Raw genomic sequence first — 23,122 nt, 5'->3', positions numbered from 1 at the left:
CATGACCACGTTGGCCGCACCGACCCGCGTGCGGACGCGCGCCCCCGGCAAGATCAACGTGTTCCTGTCCGTCGGGGCGCTGCAGGACGACGGCTACCACGACGTCGCCACGGCGTACCAGGCGGTGTCCCTGTACGAGGACGTCACCGCCGAGGCCGCCGACGACTTCTCGGTCACCTTCACCGGGCCGATCGACACGAGCACCGTGCCGGTCGACGAGTCGAATCTCGCCATCCGTGCGGCCCGGCTCGTGGCCGACGCGGCCGGACACCGCGGCGGCGTGCGGCTGACCATCGACAAGCAGGTGCCCGTCGCCGGCGGCATGGGCGGTGGCTCCGCGGACGCCGCGGCGACCCTGCTCGCCGTCGACACGCTCTGGGGCACCGCGCTCGGTCGCGAAGAGCTGCTCCGGCTCGCCGCACAGCTCGGCGCCGACGTGCCGTTCGCCTTCGCCGGCGGCACCGCCGTCGGTACCGGTCGCGGCGACGAGCTGAGCCCGGCGCTGGCCAAGGGCGAGTTCCACTGGGTCCTCGCCCTGAGCGACGACGGGCTGAGCACCCCCGCCGTCTACCGTGCGCTCGACGAGCACCGGGAGCGGTACCGCGCCGACATCTCCCCGGCGCCGTCGCACCCCGTGGTCGAGGCCAACGTCCTGCAGGCCCTGCGCGCGGGTGACCCCGACCTGCTCGCCGACTGTGTGCACAACGACCTGCAGGCACCGGCCATGCGCCTGCAGCCCCGGCTCGCGGCGACGCTGGAGCTCGGTGAGAAGTCCGGTGCCCTGGCCGGCCTGGTGTCCGGCAGCGGACCGACCGTGGCGTTCCTGGTCGGTGACCGTGACGCCGCGCTCGAACTGCAGGTCGAGCTCAGCGCCGCCGGCCTCGTCGCACTCCGGGCCACCGGTCCGGTGCACGGTGCCCGCGTGGTGCACTGACCCGACGCCCCGGCACAGCCGTCGGCGGATGTGCCGCCACCGTCAGCGGCGGGACCGCCACCGTCAGCGGCTGTACTTCCAGAGGATGACCGTGCCGGTGTGCCAGTAGCGCACGACGTGGAACCCCTCGGCCACGAGCGTGTCGGTGACCTGCGGGCGGATGTTCCGTGACTTGCCGCCGACGAACCACACGGTGTCGATGCCCGAGATCCGCTCGGGCACCGTCGTCGCGATGTCCCCGTTGACGTTCCAGAGCTGCCCGCGTTCGGCACCGGTCTCGGCGACGGCGAGGTCGCGCATCCCGGTGAAGGCCTCGGGGTAGGAGTCGGCGATGACCTGCGCGGTGGTGCCCGGGTGCTCCCAGACGCTGCCGAAGACGACGCCCTCGTTCTGGTCGGTGCGCCGGTCCCGCTCGCGCTCGATGATCGCCGCCGCGTTCGCCCAGTGCGAGTCCTGCTTGGCGTGGGGCAGCCGGACGATCGTGCTCGTCGGTGCCGACACGAGCAGCATCCCGACGACCGCGAGCGCCAGCCACCGCCGGGGTCGGATCGCCGTGATCGCCAGGCCGATGAGCAGCGCGACGAACGGCAGGCTCAGGCTGGCGTACTTCGGGGAGTACAGGTGCTCCCCGGCCGCGGTCGCGCCGACGAGCAGTGCGGTGGGCAGGATCGTCAGGGGGACGGCGACGCGCACGGCCTGCATCCGCAGCAGGTCACGGGCGGCGGGGGAGGGGCGTCGGGTGGCCCGGACGGCGAGCACGACGCCGACGATCATCAGCGCCCACCCGAGCACCGCGTACGGCCAGACGGCACCGAACCAGGCGGTCGCGACGACCTGGCGCACGGTGGCCCACCCGACGCCGGTGATCCAGCCGACCTGCTTGGCCTGCCCTGCCGCGAGGACGATGAACGGCGACACCACGAGCGCGGCCCCGACGGCGGCGACGCCCCAGCGCACGAACGCGGCGCGGTCGACCATCGGCGCGACCACCGGACCGCTGCGCTGCGAGAGCACGGCGTCGCGACGTGCGGCACGGTCCGCGACGGCGGTCCAGAGGAGCACGACCCCGTGCGCGACGACGGCCAGGGCCAGGTAGACGTTGAACAGCACGGCCACCACGGCGAGCAGGCCGTAGACGACCCACCACCGGGTCGCGTGGTGCCCGGTCCGGGTGCGCCGGACCGCGGTGATCCCCACGAGGGTCAGCGCGACGGCGAACGTCGTGACGGTGGCGTACGGGCGCCCCTCGGTGCCGGCCCAGGCGACGCGCGGCAGCACCAGGAACACGATCCCGGAGACAACGCCCAGCCGCACCCCGCCGAGACGACGGCCGAGCGCGACGACGAGGCCGGCGGAGACCCCGATGGCCAGCGCGCTCGGGAACCGCAGCGTGAACGGCGAGTACCCGACGAGCGTGAACCAGACGTGCATCACGGCGTAGTACAGGCCGTGGACGGCGTCGACGTTCTGCAGTTCGGCCCAGAGCGCCGGCCAGCTGCGCTGTGCGCTCGCGATGGTCGCGGCCTCGTCGTACCAGACCGACGGCACCCAGCTGAAGGCCGCCGCGACGACGACGCCGAGCGCGCCGACGGTGATCTCGGGGGTCCGTGCGAGGGCTCGGACAGCCGCCACGACGAGCCCCAGCGAGCGCGAGCGCACCGACGTGTCCGACGTCGTGCGTCGGACCGGGACGGTACCGGTGCGCGGGGAACTCACGCCCGCGACCGTACCGATCTGCTCTGGGGATCCGCCGCGTCCGGGCGCTGAACTCTCACATGCAGGAGTTCGGTGCGACGGGCCAGAATGACGGGATGGAACCCCTCGTCGCCCCCGCCGCCGCGCTCTCCCCGGGGCGGACGCAGCTCGGATCGCGGACCGCCGCGCTCGCCGACGTCGGGGTCACCGGGCTGCGACGCCTGGCCACATCGCGCATCCTCGTCGTCGGGGCCGGCGGGCTCGGTGCGCCGGTGGTCGCGTACCTCGCCGGGATCGGTCGGCTCACGGTGGTCGACCCCGACGTGGTCGACGCCTCGAACCTGGCCAGGCAGACGCTCTTCACCGCCGCGGACGTCGGCTCGCCGAAGGCGCAGGTCGCGGTCGCCCGGGCCGTCGCCGTCGACCCGGAACTCGACGCGGTCGCCGTGGTCGGCTCGTTCACGCCGGACCTGGTCGCCGGACACGACGTCGTGGTCGACGCCGCCGACTCGGTCGTGGTCACCCGGGCCGTCTCGGACGCCTGCGCCGCAGCGGGCGTGCCGTTCGTGTGGGGCACCGTGCTCGGCCACGACGGGCAGGTCAGTGTCTTCCGCGACGCCGGGCGGGACGGCGTCGACTTCCACGACCTGCACCCCGACGCGCTGCCCGACGAGGGCTCGTGCGCCCTCGACGGCGTGGTCCCCGCCCTGTGCGGCGCGGTCGGTGCGGTGATGGCGGGACAGGTCTTCGCGTTGGTCACCGGCAGCGGCGACCCGCTGCTCGGACGCGTCCTGACCGTCGACGCCCGCCGGTGGCGCTGGACCGAGAGCCCCGTCCGCCGCGGGCCCGCCTCGCGTCGACCGGCGCCTGCCCCTGGTGCCTCCGCGACGCCGCGCATCGCGCCGTCCGCCCTGGCCGCCAGGGTGGCGGACCCGTCGGACCCGCTGGTCGTCGTCGACGTCCGGACCGACGAGGAACGGGCGGCCGGCGTGGTCGCCGGTGCCGTCACCGACGACACCGGTGTGGACGAGGTCGTCGTCTACTGCGCGCGCGGACCCCGTGCGGACGCGTGGGCGGCGCGGCAACCGGCCGGGAGGCGCGTGACGGTCCTCGACGGCGGCTTCGAGGCCTGGCGTCGCGAGGGGCTGCCCGTGGCGATCGAGCACCGGTCCTGACCCAGCCCGGTCACCTCCACCGCCCCTGTCGCCGCATCCGCGGATAGGATCGGTGGATCATGACGCAACTGCGGGTACGGGACGCTGCGGCCTTCCTCGGGATCAGTGACGACACCGTTCGTCGGCTCGTCGACGGCGGCACCTTCACCCGTGCCACGGACGACGCGGGGCGAGCCGTGGTCGACGGGCGCGAGGTCGCCGCGTACGCACGGGAACGCAGCTCCGAGCTGACCGACCCGGGGTCCGCGGTGAAGAGCTCGGCGCGCAACCGCTTCGTCGGGATCGTCACCGACCTGGTCGTCGACACCGTGATGGCGCAGGTCGAGCTGCAGTGCGGCCCGCACCGCGTGGTGTCCCTGATGAGTGCCGAGGCCGTCCGTGACCTGGGGCTCGAGGTCGGGTCCGTCGCGGTGGCGTCCGTCAAGGCCACGATGGTCGCGGTCGAGGCGCCCGCCCGGCACGAGGACGAACGATGATCCGCCTCCGGCCGTTCGCGGCGCTGGCCCTCGCCGCCACCGTCGCGCTCGGGCTCGCTGCGTGCACGGCTCCGGACACGGGCTCGGGGGCATCGGCCTCGGCGGGTTCCGACACCGAGGGGCCGACCGGTTCGATCACCGTGTTCGCGGCGGCGTCCCTGCAGCAGACCTTCACGACCCTGGGCAAGCAGTTCGAGACCGCGAACCCCGGCGCCTCGATCCGGTTCTCGTTCGCCGGCTCGAGCGACCTCGTCACCCAGATCCAGAACGGCGCCCCCGCCGACGTGTTCGCGTCCGCCGACGAAGCGAACATGGCGAAGCTGTCGTCGACCGACCTGGCGAGCGGTTCGCCGCGGGACTTCGCGACGAACGTCCTCGAGATCGCCGTCGCACCGGGCAACCCGAAGGGCATCGCGAACCTCGACGACCTGACGGCTCCGGGCGTCCAGCTCGTCACGTGCGCCGCCCCGGTGCCGTGCGGTGCCGCGACGGCGAAGGTCGAGTCCGCATCGGGCGTGGATCTCGAGCCGGTCAGCGAGGAGCAGTCCGTCACCGACGTGCTCGGCAAGGTCGAGTCCGGTCAGGCTGACGCCGGACTCGTCTACGTGACGGACGTCCGAGGGGCCGGCGGCAAGGTCGACGGCGTCCCGTTCGACGAGTCGGGCAAGGCCGTCAACACGTACCCGATCGGCGTGCTCCGGGAATCCCAAGACCCGGCGCTCGCGCAGGCGTTCTCGGAGTACGTCCGCTCCGCCGCCGGACAGCGCGTGTTCGCCGACGCGGGCTTCGGGAAGCCCTGACCCGTGGCTCCGCGCGCTGACGGACGGCCGCCGGTCGCGTGGTGGCTCCCGCTGCCCGCGGTGCTCGGCGGGCTGTTCGTCGTCGTGCCCGTGCTCGCGATGCTCGGCCGGGTGGACTGGTCGTCGTTCGTCGGGCTCGTGACCTCCACCGCGTCACTGACCGCGCTCGGGCTCAGCCTCGGCACGGCGCTCGCGGCCACGGGCGTCGCGTTCGTCCTCGGGTACCCGCTCGCCGTGCTGTTCGCGCGGTCACGGTCGCGCTGGGTCGGCGTCGCCCGGGCCGTCGTGCTCCTGCCGCTCGTGCTGCCCCCGGTGGTCGGCGGCCTCGCGCTGCTCGCGGCCTTCGGTCGGCTCGGGGTGGTCGGGGCGTTCCTCGACGACCACGGCCTGCACATCGCCTTCACCACGACGGCGGTCGTCATCGCGCAGACCTTCGTCGCGATGCCGTTCCTGGTGTCCTCGGTCGAGGGGGCGCTCCGCGTCGAGGGCGACCGCTACGAGCGGGTCGCCGCGACCCTGGGCGCCGGACCCACCCGGACCTTCCTGACCGTCACGACGCCGCGGGTCCTGCCCGGCATCGTCTCGGGGCTCGTGCTCTGCTTCGCCCGGGCGCTCGGCGAGTTCGGGGCCACCCTGACCTTCGCCGGCAGCCTGCAGGGGGTCACCCGGACCCTGCCGCTCGAGGTCTACCTGCAGCGCGAGGTCGACCCGGACACCGCGGTGGCACTGGCGGTCGTGCTCGTCGTGGTGGCCGTCGTCGTCATCGGTGCCTCGTCGTTCCGCACCCGCGGAGCCCTGGCGTGACGGCCGAGGGTGCGGTGGGCGTCCGCGCGCACGTCGTCGTCGGGTCGCGGGACGTCGACGTCGCGATCGAGGTCCGCGCGGGGGAGTGCCTGGCCGTCATCGGGCCGAACGGTGCGGGCAAGTCGACGGTGCTCGAGGCCCTGGCCGGGCTGCTGCCGATCGATGCCGGCCGGATCGAACTCGACGGGGTGCACGTCTCGAGCCCGCGGCACACCGTCCCCGCGCACCGTCGCCGGATCGGACTCGTCGCGCAGCGGCCCGACCTGTTCCCGTTCCTCGACGTCGTCGGGAACGTCGCCTTCGGACCCCGTGCGGCCGGAGCCGGTCGCGCCGCGGCCCGGCAGCTCGCCCGCGACGCGCTCGACGCCGTCGGGGTCGCCGACCTGGCCACCCGCGACCCACGCACGCTCTCCGGTGGACAGGCGCAACGCGTCGCGATCGCCCGCGCGCTCGCCACCGACCCGGCGGTGCTGCTGCTCGACGAACCGACCTCGGCGCTCGACGTCGGCGCGCAGGACGAGGTCCGCGCGGCACTCCGGACCGCTGTCGCCGGCCGGCCCGCGGTGCTCGTCACGCACGACCCGGTCGAGGTCGTCGCACTGGCCGACCGCGTCGTCGTGCTCGAGGGCGGCCGGGTGGTCGAGCAGGGCACCCCCGCGGCCGTCCTCGGTCGTCCGACGAGTGCGTTCGCCGCGACGTTCTCCGGACTCGCGCTGGTGCGCGGGACCGCCACCGGGGGTGGGATCGCGATCGACGGCGGGGGTGAGCTGGCGTCGGGGGCGCACGCCGTGCCTCCCGGCCGGCCCGCCCTGGCCGCCTTCCACCCGACGGCCGCCGTGCTGACGCGGGACGGTGCCGGGGCCGCGCGCACCGTCTCGTCGCTCGAACCGCGCGACGGACTGGTGCGGGTGCGGGCCGGTGACCTGGTGGCGGACCTGACGCTCGCGCGGCTGACCGCGCTCGGGATCGCCCCCGGCGACGCGGTGCGCATCGACGTCCCCGCGGCCGAGGTGGCGGTCTACGCGCCCCGCGGTTGAGACAATGGTCCGATGACCTCCTGGTTCCCCAAGGTGTGGCCCGTGGCCACGCCGATCCTGGCGGCCGTCGTGCTCGCGTTCTCGTACGGCCGCTACGGGCTCGGCACCGCCGTGGTGGTCGTCGTCGCGGTCGTGCTCGCGGTCACGGTGCTCGCAGCCGTCCACCACGCCGAGGTCGTCGCGCACCGCGTGGGGGAACCCTTCGGCTCGCTCGTGCTGGCCGTCGCCGTGACGATCATCGAGGTCGCCCTCATCATCTCGCTGTCGAGCTCGGGCGGTGCGCAGGCCGAGACCCTGGCGCGCGACACGGTGTTCTCGGCGGTGATGATCACGATGAACGGGCTGGTCGGCCTCGCGATCCTGATCGGCACCCTGCGGCACAACACCGTGCGCTTCAACCAGGAGGGCGCGAGCGCCGCGACCATGACGGTGGCCGCGCTCGCCGTGCTGACCCTGGTGCTGCCGACGTTCACCACCGGCACCGACGACGCGTCCTTCACGGGGACGCAGCTCGTGTTCGTCGCGATCGCGTCACTGGTGCTCTACGGGCTGTTCGTCGTCACGCAGACCGTGGCGCACCGCGACTTCTTCCTGCCGGTCAACCGTGCCGGCGGGGTCCTCGTCGAGTCCGAGGACGCCCACGCCGCACGCCCGTCGGGTCGCACCACGATGGTGTCGCTCGGGCTGCTCGTCGTCGCGCTCGTCGCCGTGGTCGGGCTCGCCAAGGTGGAGTCGCCCGCGATCGAGGCCGGGGTCGCCGCCGTCGGGTTCCCGCCGTCCTTCGTCGGTGTCGTGATCGCGCTGCTCATCCTGCTGCCGGAGGGCATCGCGGCGTCGAAGGCCGCCGCACGGAACCGGATCCAGACGAGCCTGAACCTGGCGATGGGGTCCGCGATGGCGTCCATCGGTCTGACGATCCCGTCGATCGCGGTCGCGTCACTGTTCATGCCGGGGACGCTGCTGCTCGGGCTCGGGCCGTCGCAGATCGTGTTGCTCGCGCTGACCATCGTCGCGGCGGTGCTCACCGTGCTGCCCGGTCGTGCCACGCGGCTGCAGGGCGGGGTGCACCTGGTGATCTTCGCGGCGTTCATCGTGCTGTCCGTCTCGCCGTAGGGCGGGGTGGGCTGGTTCGGCGCGGGCGGGGCTGGGCTGGGCTGGCTGCGCCAGGTCGTTCCGGGCGTACCTGGTCGAATCGGGCGTACCTGGTCGGAAGTTCGCATCAGGTATGCCCGAAAGCACCAGGTATCGCGGACGTTCTGGGAAGGAACGGGCGCGGGGTGCGCGGGCGCGGGGTTGAATCGGGCGTACCGGCTCGAATGGGGCGTACCTGGTCGAATCGGGCGTACCTGGTCGGAAGTTCGCATCAGGTATGCCCGGAAGCACCAGGTATCGCGGGTGTTCTGGGAAGGAACGGGCGCGGGGCGCGCGGGCGCGGGGTCGAATCGGGCGTACCTGGTCGGATCGGGCGTACCCGATCGAATCGGGCGTACCTGGTCGGAAGTTTGCACCAGGTATGCCCGAAAACGCCAGGTATCGCGGGCGTTCTGGGAAGGAACGGGCGTACTACCGCTCAGCCCCGAACTCAGCCGCCGGCGAAGGGCGGCATGACGTCGACGACCTCGACCCCGTCGAGCGAGGTCGCCCGGTCACGCGTCGTCACGCCGTCGACCAGGTACGAGCAACGCTCCCGCAGCGCACTCCATCGCGCAGCGTCCACGACGTCGATCGCGCCGAGGGCGGCCTCGATGGTGGGCCCCGACGTGGTCAGCGAGTCGACGCCCACGGCAGCCCGGGCAGCGGCGAAGAACCGGATCGTGGTCATGCCTCAGCCGCCGATCGCGCTCATGCCGCGCGTCGGGTGCACGAGCTCGTCGCTGTCGTCACCGTGGTCGCGCGGCTTCGCCCACATCGCGAGCCGCCAGAGCTCGGCGACCTGGTCGTCGTCCGCCCCGGAGCGCATCGGCCCGAGCACGTCGGTCTCCTCGTCCGAGAACAGGCAGCTGCGCACGTGCCCGTCGGCGGTCAGCCGCGTGCGGGTGCAGTCGGCGCAGAACGACTCGGTGATGCTCGCGATGATCCCGACGGTGCCGAGCGGCTCCCCGGTGACGGCGTCGTGCACGCGGTACCGCTCCGCCGGGGCACCGTCGCGCGGGGCGTCGTCCGGCGTGAGCACGAACGACGTCGCCAGCAGCGCGCGGGTCTCGGCCGCGGTGATCATCGAGGTGCGGTCCCACGCGTGGTCGGGGTCCAGGGGCATCTGCTCGATGAACCGCAGCTCGTAGCCTCGCTCCAGGCACCAGCGGAGGAGCTCCGGGGCGGCCTCGTCGTTGATCCCGCGCAGCAGCACTGCGTTCACCTTGATGTCGAGTCCGGCGTCGTGCGCGGCCGACAGCCCGGCGATGACCTTGTCGAGGAACGGCCTGCGGGTCACGGTGGTGAAGACGTCGGGGTCGACGGTGTCGAGCGACACGTTCACGCGCCGCAGCCCGGCGTCGTACAGGCCCTGGGCGCGGTGGGCGAGGCCGATCGCGTTCGTGGTGAGCGACAGCTCCGGGGCGTCGGGCAGCGCGGCGCACCGGGCGATCACGTCGACCAGGTCGTGCCGGAGCATGGGCTCCCCGCCGGTGAACCGGACCTTGCGGACGCCGAACCGCGACGAGCCGATCCGGACCAGCCGCTCGATCTCGGTCGCCGTCATCAGGGCCTCGTCGGGGGCGAACGGCAGCCCGGCCGCGGGCATGCAGTACGTGCAGCGCAGGTTGCAGCGCTCGGTCAGCGACACCCGCAGGTCGACGGCGCGACGCCCGAAGCGGTCGACGAGCCCGGCGGGAGCCGGGTCCACGGAGCCGGTCGTGCCGAGCAGGATCGCGGGTGCCATGGTCGTCAGCGTACGTGTTCCACGCGCCGGAACGTCAGCCGCTCCCACCACCGCCGCCACTCGGCCCGCTCCGTGCGCAGGAGCGTGACGACCACGATGACCACCACGGCCGCGAGCAACCACCACCGGTAGGCGTCCGCCGACGGCCACACCCCGCGCAGCGCGATGGCGAGGCCGATCGACAACCACTCCCACCGTCCGGACAGCACCACGAACGGGATGAGCAGCAGCGCGTACCAGGGGTAGCGCGGCGTCACGGCGAGGAACGTCACGCCGATCATCAGGACCTCGCCCGACCACGGCCGCGCCGGGTCGGACAACCGCCACGCCACGAACGCCGCCAGCAGCACCAGGAGCCCCACCACCAGGGTCGCCGCGTCGCCCTTGACCACGAGCGACACCAGCGCGAACCGGGAGCCGTCCTCGTAGCCCTCCTCGCTCAGGTAGCCGGGCAGGTACCCGAGCACGTCGAGCCCGGTCGTCAGCACGTAGGGCACGTAGAGCAGCCCGAACACGGCGATGCCGATCGGGATCGCCCACCACGCCCGACCGCGGCCGAGCAACGGCGGGTACACGATCGCCGGGATGAGCTTGGTCGCGGTCGCGGCCCCGAGCGCGATCCCGCCCCAGATCGGCCGGCCGAACGCGACGAGCACGACCCCGGCCGTGGCGAGTGCGGCGCCGACGACGTCGACGTGCGAGTTGGTGACCGCCTCGGACGCGACGAGCGGCGACCAGGCCCAGAGCGCCGCCCACCAGGTCGGGCGGCCGATCCGGCGGAGCACCAGGACGAGCCCGACGGTCACACCGAGCGACACGAGCAGCCCGGCGACCTGGAACGGCAGGTACTGTGCGGTCGCCGGCACGAAGAACCGCACCGCGGCGAACCACAGCTGCGCCATCGGCGGGTAGATCGTCGTGACGTCCGGCCGGTTGATCGCGGTGCAGTGCCCGTCCGCGCCGTCGCCGAGCCCACGGAACCGGGGCTTCAGCGGATCGCACGTACCGTCCACCTTGTCGGGGAACAACCAGTCGGGTCGGAGACCGGACAGTGCCGCGGACTGGGGGGTGTGCGCGTACGGTGAGACACCGGCATGCTGGACGATGCCGTCCCACGCGTACCGAGCGGAGTCGGTGCTCGTGTTGGGCGGGCCGACCAGCGCGGCGATGCCGATCACCACCGCTCCGCCGATGACCATGGTGGTCATCCACCGGACGGGCACGAAACGCACCGCGAGCACGGCGATCACGAAGACGGTCCAAGCGATCAGCGTCCACGCAACGAATGCAGAACGATGGCCCGATCGGAGGAACCCCAGATGCGTGACGCCGACGGCGATGACGCCCGACAGGGCGAGTACTCCCACGACGGCCAGCACCGTGCCGATCCGGGCGGCGGTGCCGTCGGCCAGGGACGGTCGGAGGGCACGCAGTCGGTTGCTCATGGTCCGTCGAGGCTATCCGGCCTCCAGCGCCTGCTGCACGACGGACGAGCAGCTCTGGCGTCCCCCAACCGCAACGCCCGGTCGGCGGTGGTGCTCGGGCGTCTGCTCGGCATCGCCTTCCTGACCTGCTTCGGCACCGGGATCTACAGCCACCTGCTGCAGGAACCGCTCGGCTGGATGCGGTTCCCGACCCGTCCGACGCAGCTGTACCAGTTCACGCAGGGCCTGCACATCACGACCGGCATCGCGATCATCCCGCTGCTGCTCGCCAAGCTCAACACCGTCATGCCCGCCCTGGTGCAGGTGCCGCCGGTGCGCGGCGTGCTGCACCTGCTCGAGCGGCTGTCGATCGCGGTGCTCGTGTCCGCGTCGATCATCCAGGTCGTCACCGGCCTGCTCAACACGTACCAGTGGTACCCGTGGCCGTTCCCGTTCCGCCAGGTGCACAACGCCCTGGCCTACGTGATCATCGGCTCGCTGGCCATCCACATCGCCGCCAAGCTGCCGGTCATCTCCCGGTACTGGCGGAAGCGCGACTCCTACGACGTGCACGGTCGGTTCATCGCGGACCCCGCGTCCGGCAGTGAACTGCTCCCACCCGGTCTGGAGGCTCATTCAGCGTCCGCCCCGCACGCTGCGGTCTCCGAGACCACCGGGTCCACCGCCCCCGGCCTGTTGGGCCGCGTGTTCCGCTGGATCGACGGCGTCGACGCCGCCCCCGGCGGCGCCGAGCCCCGTCCCACCGGACCCGACACGGCGCCGGAGACCCGCGAGGTGTCCGAGGAGCCGAGTCCCGCCCAGCCGACGGCCGACGCGGGGGAGGCGAGCCGGGCCTCCAGGCTGACGCCGGAAGCAGCCACCGGACGACGCCAGCGCATCGCCCGACGCGGGTTCTTCGCCGGCGTGACGGCGGCGACGGTCGGCGTCGTCGCGCTCACGGCGGGGCAGTCCTCGAAGCTCGCGGAACCGTTCAACGTGTTCGGTGCCCGCGGTCGCGGCATCGGCGCGAACGGACTGCCGGTGAACCGGACCGCGCGGGCGGCCGGTGTGCTCGCCAGCGCGACCGCCGCCGACTGGACGCTCACCGTCGTCGGCCACGACGTGAGCCGGACGTTCGTCCGGGCGGAACTCGTCGCACTCGGCACCGCGCAGGTCGACCTGCCGATCTCGTGCGTCGAGGGGTGGAGTCAGATGGCGACCTGGAAGGGCGTGCGGATGCGCGACCTGCTCGACGCCGTGCAGGCGCCGCAGGGGTCGCACGTGCGCGTGACGAGCCTGGAGCGGCACGGCGGCTACCGGATCATGGACATGGGACCGGAGTACGCCGAGGACCCGACGACCCTCGTCGCCCTCGAGCTGAACGGTGCGACGCTCGACCTGGACCACGGGTTTCCGGCGCGGATCATCGCTCCCGGGCGGCCCGGTGTGCTGCAGACCAAGTGGATCGAGAAGATCGAGGTGCTCCGGTGAAGGCCGCGCGGATCGTGCTCGTGGTGATCGGTGTGCTGGTCATCGCGTTCGGGGCGTACGTGCTCGTGACGTCCGTCAAGCCGAACCGCATCGGCGGGCTCGGGGTCTGGCTGCTCGCGGCGGTGGTGCTGCACGACGCGGTCCTGTCCCCGTTCGTGGTCGGTGCCGGGCTGCTGCTGCGTCGGGCCGGACGCTCGCTGCGGGCCTGGGTGCTCGTCGTCGTGCAGGCGGCGATCGTGCTCGGCAGCGTGCTCGCCCTGGTGGTGCTGCCGGAGATCGCTGCCAAGGACCACGGGCAGAAGAACCCCACCGTGCTGCCGTTCGACTACGGCACGCGGCTGCTGCTCGTCGAGGGGGCGCTGCTCGTCGTCGTGGTGGTCGTGCTCGTCATCGGGGTGGTGCGGTCGCGTCGGACTGGCGGTTCGTCGGGTTCGGCGGGCTCGTCCGGTTCGTCCGGTTCGTCCGCGGTGCGCACCACTGGTTAAAGAGACAACCTTTCGGTATGATCAGGTCATGACCGACGAGACCCCGTGGCTCACCCGCGAGCAGCTGCGCGCGTGGATGAAGCTCGTCGCGGTCATGGAACTCCTGCCGGCGGCGCTCGACCAACAGCTGCAGCGCGACGCCGACCTGACGCACTTCGACTACATGGTCATCGCGATGCTCTCCGAGACCGACACCCGGACCCTGCGGATGTCGGCGCTCGCCTCGGCCACGAACGCCTCGTTGCCGCGGCTGTCGCACGTGGTGTCCCGCCTCGAGAAGCGCGGGCTCGTGACGCGGTGCCCGTCGACCTCCGACCGCCGTGCCACCGACGTCCGCCTGACCGACACCGGCTACGCAGCCATCGTCGACGCTGCCCCGGACCACGTCCGCACCGCCCGCCGGGTGGTCATCGACGCGCTCTCCGACGAGCAGGTCGCGCAGCTCGACGGCATCGCGGCATCGCTCCTGACACGGCTGGACCCCGAGGGGCGGTTCGCGGCGCTGACCTACCCGCGCGAGGACGACGACACCGCGATCTGCGAGCAGCGGCTGACGGGTGCGGCGACGGACTGAGGCCGCCTGGCCTCCGCGTCCCTGCAATAGGCTCGCCGCATGACCGACCCCGCCGCGCCGTCCGACACGTACTCCTACCTCGGACCCGCCGGCACCTTCACCGAGGCGGCCCTCAAGCTCGTCGAGGCCGCCGCCGGCAAGCCCTGGCGGAGCGTCAACAACGTCGGTGAGGCCCTGGACGACGTCATGTCCGGTCGGTCGATCGGGGCCGTCATCGCGATCGAGAACAGCGTCGACGGCGGGGTCAGCGCCACGCAGGACGCCCTGGCCCGGATCCCCGGCGTGCGGATCGTGGGGGAGTACCTGGTCCCCGTCGACTTCGTGCTCGTCGCCCGGCCCGGCACGACGCTGGACGACGTCCGCACCGTGAACGCACACCCCGTCGCCTACGCGCAGACCCACAACTGGCTCGAGGCGAACCTGCCCGGCCACGGCCACATCCCGGCGTCGTCGAACGTCGCTGCGGCCCTCGCCCTGCTCGAGGCGAACCCCACCGCCGACGCCGCTGTCGCGCCGCCCGGCATCACCGACCACCACGACGTCGCCGTGCTCGCGTCGTCCATCGGGGACAACGCCTCGGCGGTCACCCGGTTCGTGCTCGTGTCGAAGACCCTGGCGCTGCCCGAACCGACCGGCGCCGACAAGACCAGCGTCATCGTCGAGCTGCCCGCCGACCACCCCGGCGCCCTGGTCGACATGCTCGAACAGTTCGCGACGCGGGGCATCAACATGGGGCTGCTGTCGTCACGCCCGATCGGTGACGAGCTCGGCCGCTACCGGTTCGTCATCGACCTCGACGGGCACGTGCGCGACGAGCGGGTCGCGGACGCACTGCTCGGCCTGCGGCGGTTCAGCCCGCGCGTGACGTTCCTCGGGTCGTACCCGCGTGCCGACGGTGCCCGCCCCGAGGTGCCCGCGCGCTACTCGGACGCCGCGTTCGTCGAGGCGCGGGACTGGCTGCGCGCGATCGTGTCGGGCGAGCCCGGGGCGCGGTAGCGGCGGAACTGCCCCGGGTCAGGGCACCTGGCGCGAGCCGTGACGGTCGTCCGCCGGGTCCGGCACGCGCACGGAGAGCCCCATCGGGTCGATGCGCGAACGGAAGGCGATGACCTCGCCCACCGGGTCGCCGTCGATCTCGAACTCGTCGGGCCGCTCGAGTCGCGCCGTGAACTCCTGCCCGCGCAGGTAGCGCAGGGGTCGTTCCTCGCGCGACTTCGAGACGATCTTCTTGCCGACCGCGGTCTTGCCCAGGTTCGACCGACGGAACGCCCGCAGGATCCCGTTCTCCCAGAACACCCGGGCACCGATCCGCACCCAGCCGAAGAACCCGCGGGGACGCATCACGGCGATGTCGAACACCCCGTCGTCGATCTCGGCGTCGGGCAGCAGGATCGCGCCGGCCTGCAGCATGCCGCAGTTGCCGACGATGAGCGAGTGCGCCCGGAGCGAGTGGTTGCCGTCGTCGTCCAGCTGGTAGCGGAACTCGAACGCGTTGGCGTCGCGCACCGAGCGGAACAGCGAGTCGACGTAGGCGAGCCAGCCGACCTTCTTCTTCAGCTCGGGGCGGGTGTTCACGAGCATCCGGGCGTCGAGCCCGAGGCCCGCCATCACCAGGAAGCCGAAGCGTTCGCGCTCGCCGCCGGGGCGCTCGACCTTGAGCATGCCGAAGTCGATCTTGCGGTCGTCGCCGTGGAAGATCGTCCGGACGCTCGCGGCCAGGTCGTCGAGGGGGAGCTTCATGTTGCGGGCGAGCAGGTTGCCGGTGCCGCTCGGCAGCAGCGCCAGGGTCGAACCGGACTCGTGCACGACCTCGGCGACCGCACGGACCGTGCCGTCACCGCCGGCCGCCGCGACGACGTCGGCACCGGCCTCGATCGCCGCGCGGGCCATGCCGCCGCCCGGGTCTTCTTCCGAGGTCTCGAACCACAGGGTCTCGGCCCAGCCGGCCTGCTGCTGGTGTTCCTGCACCGTGCGCTTGAGGGTCGGCAGGTGGACCTTGACCGGGTTGTAGACCACCGCGGCCGTCCGCTGCTCGGTGGGGAGGGCGTCCTGGTCCGCGGGCGCGGTCTCCGAAGGGGTCGACATACGTCCACGCTACCGATCGAGGCTGCGTGCGGTTGCCCCGTCTAGGATGGGGCGGTGATCGATCCACAGCTGCTTCGCGACAACCCGGACGTCATCAAGGCTTCACAGCAGGCGCGTGGTGCCTCCGTGGCCGTCGTCGACGAAGCCGTCGCCGCTGATTCCGCCCGCCGCAGTGCGATCACCTCGTTCGAGTCGCTCCGCGCCGAGCAGAACGCGTTCGGCAAGACCGTCGCCAAGGCCCCGAAGGACGAGAAGGCCGCGCTCGTGCAGCAGGCCCAGGCCCTCGCCGCGAAGGTGAAGGAGGCCCAGGCCACCGTCACCGCGGCCGAGGACACCTTCAACACCGTCGTCCGCGGCATCCCGAACGTCGTGCTCCCCGGCGTGCCCGAGGGTGGCGAGGACGACTTCGTCACGCTCCGCACCGTCGGCACCAAGCCCGAGTTCGACTTCGAGCCGAAGGACCACGCCGACCTCGGTGAGCACCTCGGCATCATCGACATCCCGCGCGGCGTGAAGGTCTCCGGCTCGCGCTTCTACTTCCTGCGCGGCATGGGCGCCCGGCTCGAGATCGCGCTGATGTCGCTCGGCCTCGACCGTGCGATCGCCGCCGGCTTCGAGCCGCTCATCACCCCGACGCTCGTCCGCCCCGAGACGATGGCCGGCACCGGGTTCCTCGGTGAGCACGCGGCCGAGGTCTACCGGCTCGAAGCCGACGACCTGTACCTGACCGGCACGAGCGAGGTCGCCCTCGCCGGGTTCCACGCCGACGAGATCCTCGACATCGAGAAGACCGCGCACCGCTACGCCGGCTGGTCGACCTGCTACCGCCGCGAGGCCGGGTCGGCGGGCAAGGACAACCGCGGCATCCTCCGCGTGCACCAGTTCAACAAGCTCGAGATGTTCACCTACGTGCACCCTGACGAGGCCGAGGCCGAGCACGAGAAGCTCGTCGGGTACCAGGAGCAGATGCTGCAGGACCTCGGGCTGCACTACCGCGTGATCGACGTCGCCGGCGGTGACCTCGGCACGAGCGCCGCGAAGAAGTACGACATCGAGGCCTGGGTCCCGACGCAGGGCACGTTCCGCGAGCTCACCTCGACGTCGAACTGCACGACGTACCAGGCCCGCCGCCTCGACATCCGCTACCGCACCGAGAGCGGCAAGACCGCCCCGGTCGCCACACTGAACGGCACCCTCGCCACCACCCGCTGGATCGTCGCGATCCTCGAGACGCACCAGCAGGCCGACGGTTCCGTCGTCGTGCCGGAGGTCCTGCGCCCCTACCTCGGTGGCGTCGAGGTGATCGAGCCCCGATGAGCACCCAGGGACGGTTCGTGGACGGCACCGAGCAGGGCGCGGGCACCGACGCGCCCGCCCGCACCAAGCGCTGGCTGGTCGCGCTCGACATCGACGGCACCACCATGCGCGAGGACGGTGTCATCACCGAGGCCGTCGTGGCGGCAGTCCGTGACGCCGAGGCCGCCGGGCACGAGGTCATGCTCTCGACCGGCCGCAGCGAGGGCATGACCGTGCCCCTGCTCGAGACCCTCGGCATCCGGCCGAAGTACCTGGTCTGCGCGAACGGTGCGCTCATCCTGGCCCGCCGCGCCGACGGCTCCTACGTGCGCGAACACGTCGAGCGGTTCGACCCGTCCGAGGTGCTGCAGACCATCCACGGCGCGCTCGAGAACGCCGCGTTCGGCGTCGAGGACGAGACCGGTCACTTCCTGCTGTCCGGCAACTTCCCCGACGACACGATGACCGTCGAGGGTGAGCACGTGCCGTTCGAGCAGCTGCTCGGCGTCGAGGCCACCCGCGTCGTCGTCATCTCGCCCGGCCACGACACCGAGGACTTCCTGCAGATCGTCGAGCAGATGGGCCTGCATAAGGTCTCGTACTCCGTCGGCTGGACGTCGTGGCTCGACATCGCTCCGGAGGGCGTGACGAAGGCCACCGCGATGGAGCGCGTCCGCGAGTGGCTCGACATCCCGCGTTCCCGCGTCTTCGCCGCGGGCGACGGCCGCAACGACATCGACATGCTCCGCTGGGCCTCGACCTCCGGTCGCGGGGTCGTCATGGGCCAGGCCCCCGACGACGTCGTCGACGCCGGCAACGAGCTCACCGGTGGCATCACCGACGACGGCTTGGCAGCGGCGCTCGACTCCCTGCCCCGTTAGTCCGCGCTCGCGCGCACCCCTGCCTGGAGGCCCCGGTAGACTTCCCGGGACGCGATCACGTCTCGCCACGTGGTCGCGTCACTGGAGGGTTGTCCGAGCGGCCGATGGAGCCTGTCTTGAAAACAGGTGGGCAGAGATGTCTCGTGGGTTCGAATCCCACACCCTCCGCGATGGACACACGGTTGCGCCCACTCCGCCTCGACGACGCGGCCGTCCTGGCTGCGGTCATCACCGAGAACGCCGACCACCTGCGAGCGTGGGAACCGGCCCGAGCGCCGTCGTACTACACGGAGTCCGGCCAGCGGGACGTCATCACGCAGGCCCTCGCCACGCAGCGCGCGGGCAACGCGGTGCCGTTCGTCATCGAGTCGACCGACGGGGAACTCCTCGGCCGCATCACGCTGAGCGGCGTCGTCCGCGGCGCCCTGCAGTCGTGCGCGATGGGGTACTGGATCCGCGCCGACCGCACGCGACAGGGCCACGCGTCCCGCGCTGTCCGCGCGGCGGCCGATCACGCGTTCGACGTGCTCCGTCTGCACCGCGTGCAGGCTGAGACCCTGCCCGAGAACGTCGGCTCGCAGCGCGCGCTCGAGTCGGCGGGCTTCACCCGGTACGGCTTCGCGCCGGAGTACATCAAGATCAACGGGGTCTGGCGCGACCACGTCATGTTCCAGCTCCTCGCGCCGACGCCGGCCCCGTGATCGAGGTCGTCGAGTACCGGTCGTCCTGGCCCGAGCGGTTCCGGCAGCTCCACGACGCGTACGCCGCCGCGCTCGACGGCGCCGACGTGCCGTTCCGGAGCATCGAGCACGTGGGCAGCACGTCCGTGCCGGGCCTGGCGGCGAAGCCCGTGCTCGACGTCGACGTCGTGGTGGACGCTGCCGACGTCCCGGCTGCAGTGGCGGCGATGGCGGCGATCGGCTTCGAGCCGCGCGGTGAACTCGGCGTCCCGGACAGGCAGGCGTTCCGGGCACCGGAGCGGTTCGCCCCGACCAACACCTACGTCGTCGCGGCCGGGTCGCTCGCGCTGCGGAACCACCTGGCCGTCCGCGACGTGCTGCGTGCGGACCCGATGCTGCGCGACGAGTACGCCGCCGTGAAACGCCGGGCAGCCACCGAGGCCGAGGACATCGACGACTACATCGAGCGCAAGAGCGAGGTGCTGAGCCGGATCCTCCACGCCGGTGGCCTGTCCGACGACGAGTGCGCCGCCATCACCGCCACGAACCGTCGGATCACCGACCGCGGCGCGGGTGGCTGACGCGATCGGGGCGGGTGACGGTTCTGGTTCAGGAACCCGGGTGTTCGTGAACCAGAACCGTCACCGTCCCGACGAGAACCGGCCTCAGGCGCTGGCGAGCATCGGGTAGAGCGCGGTGAGCGGGGCGCTCAGGCCGGCACGGACGTCGCGGCTGACCTGGTCGGCGAGGACCTCGTGCTCGCCGGCCTCGACCGCGTCCCAGATCGACCGGACGATGTCGGCGGGGTCGGACTTCTCGACGTCGAGGTCGGCGATCATGCCGGTGTCGGTGTAGCCGAGGTGGGCGCCGACGACCTGGGTGCCCTGGGGTGCGAGCTCGAGACGCAGGGAGTTCGTGATCGACCAGAACGCGGCCTTCGACGCCGAGTACGCGCCGGCGAGGGCGACCCAGCTCAGGGCGGAGTGCACGTCGATCAGCGCACCGTTGGCGATCGAGGGGGCGAAGGCCTTGGCGACGCGGAGTGCACCGAAGACGTTGGTGGCGAAGATGCGCTCGACCTCTTCGACGGAGACGTCGACGAGCGGGTCGGAGCCGGCGATCCCGGCGTTGTTCACGACGACGGTCACGTCGGCGGCGGTGCGGGCCGCGGCGTCGACGCTCTCCTGGCTCGTGACGTCGAGGGCGAGCGGGACGATGCGCTCGTCGTCCCAGGTGCGAGGGTTGCGGGCGGTCGCGTACACCTTGGTGGCACCACGCTCCAGGGCCTGGCGGACGAACTCGGCGCCGAGGCCGCCGTTCGCTCCGGTGACGAGGACGACGGCGTTGGTGAGGTCGGTCATGAGCGCTCCAGACGAGAGAAGTTGAGTACGGAAACCGAACCTAGCACGTTGTGTCCGGAAATCGAACCCAGCTAGGATGAAGACATGCTCGGCATCCTCGGCGGCGACGAGCGCTGCCCCATCGCACGCTCCCTCGACGTCCTCGGCGAGAAGTGGACGCTCATGATCGTCCGCGACGCCGTCGGTGGCTCGACCCGCTTCAGTCAGTTCCAGCAGAGCCTCGGCATCCCGCGCGAGGTCCTGACCGCACGGCTGGCCTCACTCGTCGACGGGGGAGTGCTCGAGCGCACGACCTACAAGCCCGAGGGGGCACGTGCCCGCGAGGAGTACGTCCTGACCGACGCCGGCCGCGACCTGTCGCTCGTGCTGCTCGCCCTCGGCGGCTGGGCCGACCGGTACCGCCCGTCCGAGCGGGCGTCGGACCTGCGCTTCGTCGACGCGGAGACCGGCGAGGCGGTCGAGGCTGCCGCCGTGACCGTGGATGCGCAGGAGCGCATCCCGACCGCGCGCCTCCGCGCCGTCATGGAGCCCGCGTCCTGAACGCGACCGGCTGGCGGACAGGAGGCCCGTGGCGGCCCCGCCCCGCGTCTCCCGTCCGGTCAGCGACGCACGTCGCACCCGCAACTCGCGCCGAGGACCAACTCGGCGGGGACCAGGTCGCGGTGCCACTGGTTGTCGGCGTCGAGGCCGAGCACGCGGTCGACCGCGGCGACCGCCATCGTCTCGATCGGCTGCCGGACCGTGGTGAGCTGCGGGTTCGTGTAGTCCGCCTCGGCCGCGCCGTCGAACGACACGATCGCGACGTCCTCGGGGACGCGCAGACCGAGTTCCCACAGTGCGCGCATGACGCCGATCGCCTGCATGTCGGAGCTGACGAAGACGGCTCGGGGTCCGGTCTCGTCGGCGAACATGCGGAGGCCGGCCTCGTAGCCACCGCGCCGGGTGAAGTCGGTGCGGACGATGGGCCCGTCGGGCAGGTCGGCCTGGCGCAGGGCCCGCATCCAGCCCTGCTCGCGGAGCTCCATCGAGCCGGTGTGCCCCATCACGAGGCCGATCGAGCGGTAGCCGTGCTCGACCAGGTGCTGCGTGCCGTCGAGGGCGCCACGCAGGGCGTCGACACCGATGCTGGCGTACTCGGGGACCTCGAAGAACGTGTTGAGCAGGACCATCGGCAGGCCGGGGTCGGTGACGGTCGACAGGTCCGGGTGTGTCATGATGCTCGTCACGATGATGCCGTCGACCTGGCGCGCGGACAGGCTGCGGAGCCGCTCGCGCTCCTGGGCGGCGTCACCGTCGCTGTTGGCGAGCAGGACGTCGTAGCCGCGTGCGGCGGCGGCGTGGGTGACGGCGACGGCGAGCTCGGACCAGAACGGGTTGTCGAGCTCGGGCACGATCAGGCCGAGCATCTTCGACGAGCCGGTGCGCAGGGCCTGGGCGCTCGCGTTCGGGCGGTAGCCGAGGACGCGGATGGCCTCGCGCACCCGGGCGGCGGTCGCGGCGGCCACGGGACGCGGTCCGTCGTGCACGACGTAGCTGACGACGGAGGTGCTGACCCCGGCGTAGCGGGCGACGTCCGCACGGGTGACCGCCCTGGGGTTCGTCGGGACGGTCACGGGTGCCACCTTCGTCGGGTCCGGGAGCGTCGTTCGGGTGCCGGCCCACGACGGACCGGCACCCGAACGACACGTGTTACTCGGACGCGATCGTAGCCGACGACGTGCTGCCTGCTGACGTCGGTGCGCTCGTCGTCGCAGCGCTCGTCGTCTCCGGGGCGTCACCGAAGTCCGGCACGTCGAGGCGGGCGCCACCCTGCAGCGCGGACTGGTGGGCGATGATGCCCGGCAGGGTGAAGCGCGCGGCGGTCCAGGCGTTCACCGGCGGCAGGGTCCGGTCGACGACGGCGCGGACGAAGTCGTCGGCGAGGAACTGGTGGCTGCCCTCGTGCCCGGTCGGCACACCGTCGTACTCGGCGGGCAGACGGTCGGTGTCGTGCACCTCGGCGTAGCCGGAGACGAACGCGTCGCGCAGGGACGGGTCGACGTCGGCCAGGCGCGGGTCGTCGAGGGACATCGTCGCCTGCGTGTCGATCTTGTCGCTGATGTCGTACGAGTCCTCCTTGTCCTGCCAGACGCTGGTCTTCGCGAGCTGCTCGAAGCTGGCCTCGGTGCCGAAGTAGCGGAAGCGCGACTCACGGATGTGCGACGGGTAGCCGACGCGACGCATCTCGTTGATGCGCATGACCCCGCCGTTGTCGAGCTCGAACAGGGCGGTGGCGTTCGAGAAGTCGTTGTCGAACTGGCTGACGTCCTTGTCGAAGACGCCGTCGCCGCGGTCGTCCTTGACACCGATGCAGCTGACGCTGACCGCGTGCCCGGGGATCGCGCCGAGGACCCCACCGACCGAGTGCGTCGGGTAGAGCATGGGCGGGTAGCTGGCGGTGCGCTTCCACTCGTCGCCGCCGCTGTACTGGTACGCGGCGTAGAAGCCGAGGTCCATGTCGTGCACGTAGTCGCCCTCGGCGTAGAACACGCGGCCGAAGGCGCCGGCGGCGACCTGCTTGCGGGCGAACACCGTCGCGGGGTTGTAGTAGCTCGTCTCGCCCATCATGTAGGTCAGGCCGGTCTCGCGGACCGCCTGGATGATGTCGCGGATCTCGTCGACGGAGATCGCCATCGGCACGGCGGAGTACACGTGCTTGCCGGCGCGCAGGGCCTTGACCACGAGCGGGCCGTGGGTCCAGCGCTGCGTGAAGATCGCGACGGCGTCGACGTCCGAGGCGAGGACGGCGTCGAAGTCCGGGAACGTGCCGTCGAGGTGCTGCGTCTCGACGAGTTCGGACGCGCGCTCGCCGACGAGGTCCGTGACGTAGACCCGGTCCACGTCGGGGTGCAGCTTGAACAGCTTGGCGAACTGGGGGGCGAACTGGCCCGCGCCGACCATTCCGACAGAGATCATCAGTGACCTTTCCAGGGTGTGGGATGCGTCGCCGAGCGGGTCGCTCCGATGCGATCGAGCGCCATCCTGACACACACTGTCTACACGTGAC

Annotated in this window: 24 protein-coding genes and 1 tRNA gene; 17 read left to right on the top strand and 8 right to left on the bottom strand. The window is 72.1% G+C overall.

Annotated features, from left to right (window positions below; all coding sequences use genetic code 11):
* Position 1: 1 nt before the first annotated feature.
* Positions 2-934, top strand: a complete 933-nt coding sequence (locus tag DEJ06_RS02575) for a 4-(cytidine 5'-diphospho)-2-C-methyl-D-erythritol kinase (RefSeq protein WP_027466065.1) — start codon at positions 2-4, stop codon at positions 932-934.
* 63 nt (positions 935-997) lie between these two features.
* Here DEJ06_RS02575 and DEJ06_RS02570 read toward each other — a convergent pair whose 3' ends face one another.
* Positions 998-2,650, bottom strand: a complete 1,653-nt coding sequence (locus DEJ06_RS02570; protein WP_111038299.1) for a glycosyltransferase family 39 protein — start codon at positions 2,648-2,650, stop codon at positions 998-1,000.
* Positions 2,651-2,745: 95 nt separating this feature from the next.
* Between DEJ06_RS02570 and DEJ06_RS02565 the strand changes: the two genes are divergently transcribed.
* The 6 genes from DEJ06_RS02565 to DEJ06_RS02540 are packed head-to-tail and all read left to right on the top strand — an operon-like array spanning position 2,746 to position 8,034.
* Complete coding sequence (locus DEJ06_RS02565; protein WP_181436727.1) at positions 2,746-3,804, top strand: ThiF family adenylyltransferase; 1,059 nt, start codon at positions 2,746-2,748, stop codon at positions 3,802-3,804.
* A 59-nt stretch (positions 3,805-3,863) separates the two neighbouring features.
* Positions 3,864-4,280 (top strand): molybdopterin-binding protein, encoded by a 417-nt coding sequence (locus DEJ06_RS02560; protein ID WP_111031154.1) that lies wholly within the window; start codon positions 3,864-3,866, stop codon positions 4,278-4,280.
* Positions 4,277-5,080 (top strand): molybdate ABC transporter substrate-binding protein, encoded by an 804-nt coding sequence (modA, locus tag DEJ06_RS02555; protein ID WP_111038297.1) that lies wholly within the window; start codon positions 4,277-4,279, stop codon positions 5,078-5,080. The genes DEJ06_RS02560 and modA overlap by 4 nt, the downstream gene beginning before the upstream one ends.
* Before the next feature lie 3 nt (positions 5,081-5,083).
* Complete coding sequence (locus tag DEJ06_RS02550) at positions 5,084-5,884, top strand: ABC transporter permease (RefSeq protein ID WP_071246956.1); 801 nt, start codon at positions 5,084-5,086, stop codon at positions 5,882-5,884.
* Positions 5,881-6,921 (top strand): ABC transporter ATP-binding protein, encoded by a 1,041-nt coding sequence (locus DEJ06_RS02545; RefSeq protein ID WP_258372396.1) that lies wholly within the window; start codon positions 5,881-5,883, stop codon positions 6,919-6,921. Before DEJ06_RS02550 ends, DEJ06_RS02545 begins: the two co-directional genes overlap by 4 nt.
* 12 nt (positions 6,922-6,933) lie before the next feature.
* A complete protein-coding gene (locus DEJ06_RS02540; protein ID WP_017888287.1) occupies positions 6,934-8,034 on the top strand; it encodes a calcium:proton antiporter in 1,101 nt (366 codons plus the stop codon).
* A gap of 469 nt (positions 8,035-8,503) precedes the next feature.
* On the opposite strand, the gene DEJ06_RS02535 is transcribed toward DEJ06_RS02540, so the two are convergent.
* The 3 genes from DEJ06_RS02535 to DEJ06_RS02525 are packed head-to-tail and all read right to left on the bottom strand — an operon-like array spanning position 8,504 to position 11,049.
* Positions 8,504-8,743, bottom strand: coding sequence for a MoaD/ThiS family protein (locus DEJ06_RS02535; protein WP_111038296.1), 240 nt, complete (start codon positions 8,741-8,743; stop codon positions 8,504-8,506).
* Positions 8,744-8,746: 3 nt separating this feature from the next.
* Positions 8,747-9,799, bottom strand: coding sequence for a GTP 3',8-cyclase MoaA (gene moaA, locus DEJ06_RS02530; RefSeq protein WP_111032935.1), 1,053 nt, complete (start codon positions 9,797-9,799; stop codon positions 8,747-8,749).
* 5 nt (positions 9,800-9,804) lie between these two features.
* Complete coding sequence (locus DEJ06_RS02525) at positions 9,805-11,049, bottom strand: glycosyltransferase family 87 protein (protein ID WP_181436728.1); 1,245 nt, start codon at positions 11,047-11,049, stop codon at positions 9,805-9,807.
* A 69-nt stretch (positions 11,050-11,118) separates the two neighbouring features.
* Here DEJ06_RS02525 and DEJ06_RS18535 point away from each other — a divergent pair, with 69 nt between their 5' ends.
* The 4 genes from DEJ06_RS18535 to pheA are packed head-to-tail and all read left to right on the top strand — an operon-like array spanning position 11,119 to position 14,769.
* Positions 11,119-12,714: a molybdopterin-dependent oxidoreductase gene (locus DEJ06_RS18535; RefSeq protein WP_258372397.1), complete on the top strand. Its 1,596-nt coding sequence runs from the start codon at positions 11,119-11,121 to the stop codon at positions 12,712-12,714.
* Complete coding sequence (locus tag DEJ06_RS18175; RefSeq protein ID WP_181433053.1) at positions 12,711-13,199, top strand: hypothetical protein; 489 nt, start codon at positions 12,711-12,713, stop codon at positions 13,197-13,199. The genes DEJ06_RS18535 and DEJ06_RS18175 overlap by 4 nt, the downstream gene beginning before the upstream one ends.
* Positions 13,200-13,227: 28 nt before the next feature.
* Complete coding sequence (locus DEJ06_RS02515) at positions 13,228-13,773, top strand: MarR family winged helix-turn-helix transcriptional regulator (RefSeq protein ID WP_111029842.1); 546 nt, start codon at positions 13,228-13,230, stop codon at positions 13,771-13,773.
* 39 nt (positions 13,774-13,812) lie between these two features.
* Entirely contained in the window at positions 13,813-14,769 is a 957-nt protein-coding gene (gene pheA / locus DEJ06_RS02510; protein ID WP_111038293.1) for a prephenate dehydratase, read from the top strand.
* An 18-nt stretch (positions 14,770-14,787) separates the two neighbouring features.
* On the opposite strand, the gene DEJ06_RS02505 is transcribed toward pheA, so the two are convergent.
* Positions 14,788-15,858: a diacylglycerol kinase family protein gene (locus DEJ06_RS02505; RefSeq protein WP_084741463.1), complete on the bottom strand. Its 1,071-nt coding sequence runs from the start codon at positions 15,856-15,858 to the stop codon at positions 14,788-14,790.
* Between the two features lie 54 nt (positions 15,859-15,912).
* On the opposite strand from DEJ06_RS02505, the gene serS reads away from it, so the two are divergent.
* From serS to DEJ06_RS02480, 5 genes are all read left to right on the top strand, one after another.
* On the top strand, positions 15,913-17,175 hold the full coding sequence (gene serS, locus DEJ06_RS02500) for a serine--tRNA ligase (protein WP_111038292.1): 1,263 nt from the start codon (positions 15,913-15,915) through the stop codon (positions 17,173-17,175).
* Entirely contained in the window at positions 17,172-18,035 is an 864-nt protein-coding gene (locus tag DEJ06_RS02495) for an HAD family hydrolase (protein ID WP_084741461.1), read from the top strand. Before serS ends, DEJ06_RS02495 begins: the two co-directional genes overlap by 4 nt.
* Before the next feature lie 83 nt (positions 18,036-18,118).
* Positions 18,119-18,203, top strand: a tRNA-Ser gene (locus tag DEJ06_RS02490).
* 2 nt (positions 18,204-18,205) lie between these two features.
* A complete protein-coding gene (locus tag DEJ06_RS02485) occupies positions 18,206-18,736 on the top strand; it encodes a GNAT family N-acetyltransferase (protein ID WP_111038291.1) in 531 nt (176 codons plus the stop codon).
* Entirely contained in the window at positions 18,733-19,296 is a 564-nt protein-coding gene (locus tag DEJ06_RS02480; RefSeq protein ID WP_111038290.1) for a GrpB family protein, read from the top strand. Before DEJ06_RS02485 ends, DEJ06_RS02480 begins: the two co-directional genes overlap by 4 nt.
* 84 nt (positions 19,297-19,380) lie before the next feature.
* Here the strand turns inward: DEJ06_RS02480 and DEJ06_RS02475 are convergent, their stop codons facing one another.
* Entirely contained in the window at positions 19,381-20,076 is a 696-nt protein-coding gene (locus DEJ06_RS02475; RefSeq protein WP_111029862.1) for an SDR family oxidoreductase, read from the bottom strand.
* A gap of 84 nt (positions 20,077-20,160) precedes the next feature.
* Here DEJ06_RS02475 and DEJ06_RS02470 point away from each other — a divergent pair, with 84 nt between their 5' ends.
* Positions 20,161-20,616 (top strand): helix-turn-helix domain-containing protein, encoded by a 456-nt coding sequence (locus DEJ06_RS02470; RefSeq protein ID WP_111038289.1) that lies wholly within the window; start codon positions 20,161-20,163, stop codon positions 20,614-20,616.
* Positions 20,617-20,675: 59 nt separating this feature from the next.
* Here DEJ06_RS02470 and DEJ06_RS02465 read toward each other — a convergent pair whose 3' ends face one another.
* Both DEJ06_RS02465 and DEJ06_RS02460 read right to left on the bottom strand, forming a co-directional pair.
* On the bottom strand, positions 20,676-21,689 hold the full coding sequence (locus DEJ06_RS02465) for a LacI family DNA-binding transcriptional regulator (RefSeq protein WP_258372399.1): 1,014 nt from the start codon (positions 21,687-21,689) through the stop codon (positions 20,676-20,678).
* Between the two features lie 76 nt (positions 21,690-21,765).
* Complete coding sequence (locus tag DEJ06_RS02460) at positions 21,766-23,031, bottom strand: Gfo/Idh/MocA family protein (RefSeq protein WP_375537719.1); 1,266 nt, start codon at positions 23,029-23,031, stop codon at positions 21,766-21,768.
* Positions 23,032-23,122 lie beyond the last annotated feature (91 nt).

The sequence above is a fragment of the Curtobacterium sp. MCLR17_051 genome (assembly GCF_003234395.1).
GTDB classification, from domain to species: domain Bacteria; phylum Actinomycetota; class Actinomycetes; order Actinomycetales; family Microbacteriaceae; genus Curtobacterium; species Curtobacterium flaccumfaciens.
This window is presented reverse-complemented; position numbering and strand designations above follow the sequence as displayed.

Bases quoted from the DNA above. Each gene is read 5' to 3' on its own strand.
- DEJ06_RS02560 (WP_111031154.1), top strand. From the start codon at position 3,864: ATGACGCAACTGCGGGTACGGGACGCTGCGGCCTTCCTCGGGATCAGT.
- DEJ06_RS02475 (WP_111029862.1), bottom strand. From the start codon at position 20,076: ATGACCGACCTCACCAACGCCGTCGTCCTCGTCACCGGAGCGAACGGC.
- DEJ06_RS02485 (WP_111038291.1), top strand. From the start codon at position 18,206: ATGGACACACGGTTGCGCCCACTCCGCCTCGACGACGCGGCCGTCCTG.
- DEJ06_RS02575 (WP_027466065.1), top strand. From the start codon at position 2: ATGACCACGTTGGCCGCACCGACCCGCGTGCGGACGCGCGCCCCCGGC.
- DEJ06_RS02565 (WP_181436727.1), top strand. From the start codon at position 2,746: ATGGAACCCCTCGTCGCCCCCGCCGCCGCGCTCTCCCCGGGGCGGACG.
- DEJ06_RS02505 (WP_084741463.1), bottom strand. From the start codon at position 15,858: ATGTCGACCCCTTCGGAGACCGCGCCCGCGGACCAGGACGCCCTCCCC.
- DEJ06_RS02535 (WP_111038296.1), bottom strand. From the start codon at position 8,743: ATGACCACGATCCGGTTCTTCGCCGCTGCCCGGGCTGCCGTGGGCGTC.
- DEJ06_RS02495 (WP_084741461.1), top strand. From the start codon at position 17,172: ATGAGCACCCAGGGACGGTTCGTGGACGGCACCGAGCAGGGCGCGGGC.
- pheA (WP_111038293.1), top strand. From the start codon at position 13,813: ATGACCGACCCCGCCGCGCCGTCCGACACGTACTCCTACCTCGGACCC.
- moaA (WP_111032935.1), bottom strand. From the start codon at position 9,799: ATGGCACCCGCGATCCTGCTCGGCACGACCGGCTCCGTGGACCCGGCT.
- DEJ06_RS02515 (WP_111029842.1), top strand. From the start codon at position 13,228: ATGACCGACGAGACCCCGTGGCTCACCCGCGAGCAGCTGCGCGCGTGG.
- DEJ06_RS02470 (WP_111038289.1), top strand. From the start codon at position 20,161: ATGCTCGGCATCCTCGGCGGCGACGAGCGCTGCCCCATCGCACGCTCC.
- DEJ06_RS02460 (WP_375537719.1), bottom strand. From the start codon at position 23,031: ATGATCTCTGTCGGAATGGTCGGCGCGGGCCAGTTCGCCCCCCAGTTC.
- DEJ06_RS02540 (WP_017888287.1), top strand. From the start codon at position 6,934: ATGACCTCCTGGTTCCCCAAGGTGTGGCCCGTGGCCACGCCGATCCTG.
- modA (WP_111038297.1), top strand. From the start codon at position 4,277: ATGATCCGCCTCCGGCCGTTCGCGGCGCTGGCCCTCGCCGCCACCGTC.
- DEJ06_RS18535 (WP_258372397.1), top strand. From the start codon at position 11,119: ATGCGTGACGCCGACGGCGATGACGCCCGACAGGGCGAGTACTCCCAC.